At 61.6% G+C, this 7635-nt stretch carries 4 protein-coding genes; 1 reads left to right on the top strand and 3 read right to left on the bottom strand.

What is annotated here, in order from left to right:
• Positions 1–2704 (top strand): type ISP restriction/modification enzyme (locus VFZ66_28590; protein ID HEX6293174.1); only part of this gene is annotated, 2704 nt, incomplete at its 5' end.
• Between the two features lie 103 nt (positions 2705–2807).
• Here VFZ66_28590 and VFZ66_28585 read toward each other — a convergent pair.
• From VFZ66_28585 to VFZ66_28575, 3 genes are all read right to left on the bottom strand, one after another.
• Positions 2808–4772 carry a hypothetical protein gene (locus tag VFZ66_28585; GenBank protein HEX6293173.1) on the bottom strand — a complete coding sequence of 655 codons (1965 nt, stop codon included), beginning with the start codon at positions 4770–4772 and terminating at the stop codon, positions 2808–2810.
• Positions 4773–5105: 333 nt separating this feature from the next.
• Positions 5106–7259, bottom strand: coding sequence for a chlorite dismutase family protein (locus tag VFZ66_28580; protein HEX6293172.1), 2154 nt, complete (start codon positions 7257–7259; stop codon positions 5106–5108).
• Positions 7260–7346: 87 nt separating this feature from the next.
• On the bottom strand, positions 7347–7635 hold a 289-nt coding region (locus VFZ66_28575), incomplete at its 5' end, for a DUF6582 domain-containing protein (protein HEX6293171.1).

Here is a 7635-nt window from a genome sequence, read left to right as displayed (position 1 = left end):
CGTGCCGGTGCTCGACCTGGACATCACGCAGCCCGCGAATATCCAGCGGTTGCTCGATCAGTTCTTCGGCTACGTCGAGCCCCAGATCGACCAGTTTCACCGCGCCGTTGCCGAGTTCCGCAGGCAGATACCAGGGCTGGCGCAGGGCCTCACGGCGATCATCGAGGGCGAGAAGCGCGATAACCGGCGCTTTGCGCAGGCGCTCGCCGGGTTCTGGGATCTCTGCAAAGGCTCGCTCAATCCCAACACCTCGATCGAAGAAGTCGAGGATATGCTCAAGCAGCATCTCTTGACAGAGCGCATCTTTCGCTCGGTTTTCGGCAACCCCGACTTCGTGCGGCGTAACGCTATCGCCCGTGAGCTAGAGAAAGTGGTGGACGCGCTCACCAGCCGCTCGTTCAGCCGCGCTGCGTTCATGGCGCAGCTTGATTACTTCTATGAGGCGATCGAGAAGACCGCCCGCACCATCGCCGATTACAGCGAGAAGCAATCGTTTCTCAACGCGGTGTACGAGCAGTTCTTTCAGTCATACAGCACCAACACCGCCGATACGCACGGCATCGTCTACACGCCCGCGCCGATCGTGCGCTGGATGGTGGCGTCTGTGGAGCAGGTTTTGCAGCGCGAGTTCGGCACCTCGCTCAGCGAGCCGGGCGTGAATCTGCTCGATCCATGTGTTGGCACAGGCACCTTCATGCTGGAGATCATCGACAAGATTCGGCCTAGCGCGCTGCCGCACAAGTATGACCACGAGCTGCACTGCAACGAGGTGCTCCTGCTGCCGTATTACATCGCCTCGCAGAACATCGAGCACGAGTACTACGAGCGCACGGGGCAGTATGCCGCGTTCGAGGGCATCTGCTTCGCCGATACGCTCGACATGGGCCGCGTACAGCTTCAGATGTTCGCGCCGGAGAACACCGAGCGCGTCAAGCGCCAGGAGTCCGCACCGATCTTCGTGATCATCGGCAACCCACCCTACAACGTCGGCCAGGTCAACGAGAACGACAACAACAAAAACCGCAAGTATCCCGAAATCGATCGGCGCATTCGCAATACCTACGCCAAGTCGTCACAGGCAACCAACAAAAGAGCGCTCAGCGATATGTACGTGCGTTTCTTCCGCTGGGCCACGGATCGACTCTACGGCGGCGACGGTGTGATCTGCTTCGTCTCCAACAACTCGTTTCTGGATCAGTTCGCCTTCGATGGGATGCGCAAAGAGTTGCTCAAAGACTTCACCAGCATCTACACGCTCGATCTCGGCGGCAACGTGCGCCAGAATCCCAAGCTCTCCGGCACCACACATAACGTCTTCGGCATCCAGGTCGGTGTGGCTATTACGCTGCTGGTGCGCAAGCGCAACGGCGAGATGCAGCGTCAGCCTGCGACGGTGCATTATGCCCGCGTGGATGAGTGGTGGCGCAGAGAGCAGAAGTGTAGCTATCTCGACCAAATGGGCGATTTCACTGGCATCGAGTGGCAGATACTCACGCCAAACGCGCGCGGCACCTGGCTTACCGCAGGCGCAGCAGATGATTTCGATTCGTTTGTGCCGATGGGGACCAAGGAGGCGAAAGAAGGCCGGGCTGGTAGCACTTCTGCGATCTTCAGGACATATTCAAGAGGAGCCGAAACAACACGAGATAGCTGGATGTACGATTTTGATCGCAACAAGCTTGCCAGTAAAGCACGGACAATGATCGAAACATACAACTCCGAGCTATCCCGCTGGATTCGTGCTGGCTCTCCGAGTAATGTAGATGATTTTGTCCTTGCTGATGAGGCCAAGATCAAGTGGAGTAGCAGGCTTAAAGAATGCCTTGTACGCAAAATGGAAGCCAGGTTTGACCCTGACTCAATTCGTAATGCGCTCTACCGTCCGTTCACCCGTCAGTACTTATACTTTGATAACATCATGACACATCGGCAAGGTGTGTTTCCTCGTATTTTTCCTTTACAGTCGAGTGAAGCAGAGAACTATTGTATTTGCGTGACAGATGTGGGATCAGAAAAACCCTTTCTGGTTTTCATGAGCGACGTTATCGCTGATCTTCATCTCGTCGGCGCTGGCTCAAGCACCCAATGCTTCCCCTTCTACACCTACGACGAAGACGGCAGCAACCGGCGCGAGAACATCACCGACTGGGCGCTTGAGCAGTACCGGGCGCAGTACGGCGCGCACGTCACCAAGTGGGACATCTTCCACGGCATCTACGGGCTGCTGCACGCGCCGGAGTATCGGGCGAAGTACGCGCAAAACCTCAAGCGCGATCTGCCGCGCATCCCGTTCGTGTCGCCTGAGGCGTGGGCCGCGTTCGTGGCGGCGGGGCGCGAGCTTGCGGCGCTGCACGTCGGCTACGAGCAGGCGCAGCCGTACCCGCTCAAGCACATCGAAAAGCAGCCATTCACCTGGCGCGTCGAGAAGATGCGGCTCAGCGCCGACAAGACCGAGCTGGTGGTCAACACGTCGCTGACGCTGGCGGGCATTCCACGCGAGGTGTACGACTACCGCCTCGGCAATCGCTCCGCGCTGGAGTGGGTGATCGATCAGTACCAGCTCAAGACCGACGCGCGCTCTGGCATCACCAGCGATCCCAACCACCCCGACGATCCCGAATACATCGTGCGGCTGGTCAAGCAGGTCGTGCAGGTGAGCGTGGAGACGGCGCGGATAGTGGCGGCGCTGCCGGGCCTGGGGTAGGCCCTCACCCCGCTTCGCTCCGCTCAGCACCCCTCTCCCATTGCCATAGGAGAGGGGGAGACGCTGGTACTGGGTTGTGGCCCCTTTGTTCTTTGTTTGCTTCCTAACGTGGTTGCTTCGGGATGAAAATATCCGGCGGAAGGCGACCGGCGCTGACGCGGAAGATGTTTAAGCCCGCCGACGTGCTCGCAGCGTACACCAGGCCATCCACGGCATCGATCTCGCTGGCACCTCCGGGCGCTGTGGAGGTCACGCGCGGTCGTGGGCGCGTTGGATTAGTCAGATCGGCCATGTGCAGGCCGCCGCGATAGCTATCGGCCACATAGAGCTGCTTGCCGACAATATCGATCGGCCCGGCGAAGGGTGGCTTATAGATGTTGCGCAGCGTCGGCTGGTCTGGATTGCTCACATCGATGATGTTCACCCCGTCGATATTCACCACATAGGCCAGCGTGCCGACGACCCGCAGACGTGTGCTGACAGGCAGGCTGAGGCTGCCACGCGGCACCGGATTGGCCGGATCGCTCACGTCGACGATCTTCAGCCCGCCGCTACAGCCACGGCTACAGTCGCCCAGAGCGAGATAGGCCAGATTGCCGACGATCTGAAGCTCGTGCGCGATACTACCCGATACCTCAACTGAGCTGAGCCTCGCGGGATGGTCGGGGTCCGCAACATCGAAGATATTGAGACTGTAACCGGACAGCACATAGAGCCGATTGTCGACCGCCTTGATGCTGCCGATGCCGATGTTGTAAATCTGGCCGCGCAGCGTCGGATGCGCCGGATCGCTCACGTCGATGATCTTGAGCGTATAGTTTGCGCCGAGATAGGCCAGATTGCCCTGCACATAGAGCTTGCCCGGCACCTCTCCGGCGAGCGTGTCCTCATCGCGATAGACCGCGTGCAGCCTCGGACGAGCCGGATCGCTGGTGTCGAAGATATGCAGGCCGCTGCCTTGCACGGTGGTATAGGCCAGATTGCCGACGACCTGGACGGTGTCGATCTGCTGCGAGAGGATCGCCCTGCCGCGCTCGACCGGGTTGGCTGCATCGGCGAGATCGACGATCGCAAGATCATTCTTTAGCGTAAGATACGCCCGTCCCGCGCCGACCTCAAGGTTGAAGATCGGCTCCGGGCTGGTGTAGGTGTTGTGCAGCGCAGGAGTGGCCGGGTCGCTCACGTCGACGATGCGGACTTCCGGCCAGAAGTACCGGAAGAGATAGGCGGTGGTGCCTTCGACCCGGAGATCGTCGAAGATCATATCGGGCGCGCTGAAGCTGCCGCGCAGCACGGGCGCGCCGGGATCGCTGGCGTCGATGATCAGCAGCCGGTCGGCATTGCCGCGCTCGATCGTATAGATCAGATTGCCGACCACGCTGAGCCGCCACACGCCGCCGGGGATGACATAGGTGCCGCGAAATGTCGGCTGAGCGGGATTGCTCACGTCGAGCAGGTGAATGCCCTGCTCAACGCTGGTTGCGAGATAGGCCAGGCTGCCGCCGACGTGGAGATCATTGATGCTCTTCGCCGCATCGTAGCTGCCGCGCAGCACAGGCTGATCGAGATTGCGCGCATCGACGATCTGGAACGTCGTGCTGCCATCGACCGATATGACGAGATAGGCTATGCCTGCCTGGGCTGCGACCTGCATGGTGTAGCCCGGTGCCTGATACCTGCCGCGCAGCACGGGCTGATCGGGATTGCGCACATCGACGATCTGAAGGCCGCTGTCGCTCACGGCAACATAGGCCAGGCCGTCGGCCACGGCTATATCGTTGACGAAGTTCGGCAGCCGTACCGAGGAGCGCCGCACCGGCTGCGCGGGATTGCTCACATCGAGGATCGAGAGCTTCGGCCCCTCATCGATGTACGCCAGGGCACCCTGGACGACCGTCTTCGAGGATCTTCCTCCGATGCCGCCAGCTAGCCTGATCCGGGCGGCAATGCCGGACGTGGCGGGCGGTTCCGACGGGGAGCTAGCACGAGTACGAGCGGGTGGCTGTGCCGCAGACGCGACGAGGGCGATCAGGACCAGGAGCAGGGCCTTGTAGTGATGGAGAGTCATAGCGATCCTCCTTTCTAGGAGCTGATCTGATCGTACGGCGGGCTAGCTGCGTTCTCCATGGTACCAGTCTGATACGACAGCGTTAAATCTGATACCGCAAAACAGGGCGTGGAGCAGATCCACGCCCTGGCACGTCGTGTACCGATGTATCGTTTGCGTTGCGGCCCTCATTACGCCCAGAGGGCACCCGCCCCCTTCCCCTTGCTCAGGCGGGCTTCCGCCTTCGCGGCGATAGGAGCGGGGGAGCGACGAGGCGCAACGAAACCCCTCTCCTGCGAAGTGGGAGAGGGGTGCGGAGCGCAGCGAAGCGGGGTGAGGGCCTGCACACCAGCATCAAGCGTTGCTCACCACCGCCGCCTGGTCCCAGTCCACGAAGTAGCGCACGCGATCCTTCTTGAACTCTTTGGTCGAGAAGAGGATCACGTACTCGGTCACGCCCAGCGGCCTGAGATCCTCGGCGATCTGCCGCGCGATCTCCTCGGCGTTCTCGCGCGAGCGCGCGTGGACCATCGAGAAGAAGTTGTAGGGCCAGTCCTCATAGACCGGGCGGCGGTAGCAGTGCGAGACGGTCGAGTACGCTGCCGCGATGCGTCCGGCCTCGTCGACCTTGTCCTCCGGCACCTTCCAGGTGATCATGCCGTTGTCGGTAAATCCGGCCTTCTGGTGGCGCAAGATCGCCGCGATCCGCCGCAGGTAGTTCATCTCCTGCATCTCGCCGAACCAGGCGAGCAGCTCGGCCTCGCTGATTCCGGCCTGCGCGGCCAGCAGCTTGAACGGCTCTTCTACCAGCGGCAGATCGTCCTGGGTGGCGCGGATCAGCGCTTTGTCGCGCTCGGAGAGCGGGCGGATCTCCTTGGCCTTGACGTACTGCTGCGTCTCCTTACCGACCTTCGTCTCGTCCTGCTCCATGTCGAGCTTGACGGCGATCTTGTACATCTTGAGCGTCGGCAGCATGCGCACCTTCTCGACGCCCGCGCGATTCGTCAGGCGCGTGACCTCAGTCTCCAGGTCTTGCTCCGGCGGCACCGCGATCGTGAACCAGATGTTGAAGTAGTGATCGCGGCGATAGTTGTGCGACACGCCCGGATGGCTGTTGATCACCGCCGCCGCCTCGTCGATGCGCTCCGGCGCGGCGCGCACCGCGACCAGGCTAGACTTATAGCCGAGCTTGCGCGTGTCGAAGATCGGGCTGATCTGCCGCACGACGCCGATCTCACGCAGCCGCCCGATGCGCTGCATCACGTCGGCCTCGGTCGTGCCGACCTCCTGCGCGAGCGCCTGCCAGGGCCGCGACACGACCGGAAACTTCCACTGCATGGTATTGACCAGCTTTTTGTCGGTCGCGTCCATCTGATCGTCGACGCGCTCCGGCAGCTCGATCGGCTGCGCCGCCTCCGCCTGCTGCTGCGGCCCGACCAGCACAGTGTCGCCCTCGATCTTGACCTGATACGCTGGCACGGGGCCGCGCGCGGGAGCGCAGAGCGCCGCGCCGGTCTTCAGATCAAACTCGGCGCTGTGCCACGGACAGGTGACTTTACCGCCCTCGACCACGCCGTCGACCAGCGGGCCGCGCGCGTGCGAGCAGCGGTTGCTCAGCGCGTAGAACGTGCCGCCCTCGTTGAAGAGCGCGATCTGCGTGCCCTCGACCACCACCAGCTTCGACTCGCCCGGCGGAACGTCGCTCACCTTGCAGATCGCGACAAAGCCGCCAGTGCTGGCGGGCGCGGCGACTGGCACGGCAGCCGGTGCGGCGGGCTGTGCTGCTGCTGGCGCTGCCGCCGCGCTCGATCCGCCGTCCAGCGAGTCGAGCATGCCCCGGACGGTCGTGGCGATGCCTGGGATCAGCGGCGTGTCGCGCAGCGTGTACTGGCTGGCCTCGGAGAAGCGCAGCTCTTCGACCAGATCCAGAAAGCGCGAGGGCACGTCCGTCTCGAACGCGACGACAAACTCCTGATCGTCCAGGCCGTAGGAGTAGGTCGTGTTGAGCTTGACATCGGGATATTTGCGCCCGACGCGAATATGCTCATCCATCAAGCGCTGGCGCTCTTCCGCCGGCAGGCCGTACCAGGGCCGTGTCTTGATGAAAGGATAGACGAACAGGTACTTGCTCTCGCCCGGCACGATGATGTCGCGGCGCTTGGCCTCTTCCTCGGTCGCGTACTTATCGACGTAGCGCGAGCGCTTGGTCATCGCCAGGAACGAGTGCGCCACCGACAGATACGGCCCGATCGGCGTTGCCATAAGCTGCGTGTGCAGCTCGGTAAAATCTTCCAGCCGCTCGCTGACCAGCCACAGGCCGATGTCGGCATCGCCGCGCAGCCCGACCAGCGTGTACGGTCGCAGCACGATCGTCGCCGCCCACTGCCTGACGACCGCCTCGAACGCCTGCTTGCCGCGCTCGCGCTCGTCGGCGGCCAGCGCGTTCCAGGCCGGATCGAGCTTGAAAAAGGACCACTTGACGAATTGCCGTCGCGCGGTTGTCTCCATGAATATGCTCCTCGTAAGAACCAAGAACCAAGAACTGAGAACCAAAATTCCGTTTAAGCAGATCTATTCTGCTCATGCTCCTGGTATCTAATCGGCTTTTTTGTGTACTTCGGCGTCTTCAGATACTTCAATATCGAATTTTTTTGCGGCCTCTAGGATACGTTTGCGCGCGCGCTCTTTGGCCGCCTTGCTCTCGAAATCGGTTTGCGGGTAGCGGGCAATGGCGTTGCGCGCGTGATCTTCGTCGTGGACCGGCAGATGACGCTCGCCTGCTTTGTCGATGTAGGCAAAGGCGCTGTCGGAGAGCTTGTCGCGCTCTTTCTCTGAAAGTTTTGACATGCTGATCCTCCCGATTGCATCGATCTGTCTGTCAAAG

The organism is Herpetosiphonaceae bacterium, from assembly GCA_036374795.1.
GTDB lineage: Bacteria > Chloroflexota > Chloroflexia > Chloroflexales > Kallotenuaceae > LB3-1.
The sequence above is the reverse complement of the archived record's forward strand: the minus strand, read 5'-3'. Positions and strand labels throughout refer to the sequence as shown.

Coding starts and splice junctions, on each gene's coding strand:
- VFZ66_28585 (HEX6293173.1), bottom strand. CDS start 4,772: ATGACTCTCCATCACTACAAGGCCCTGCTCCTGGTCCTGATCGCCCTC.
- VFZ66_28580 (HEX6293172.1), bottom strand. CDS start 7,259: ATGGAGACAACCGCGCGACGGCAATTCGTCAAGTGGTCCTTTTTCAAG.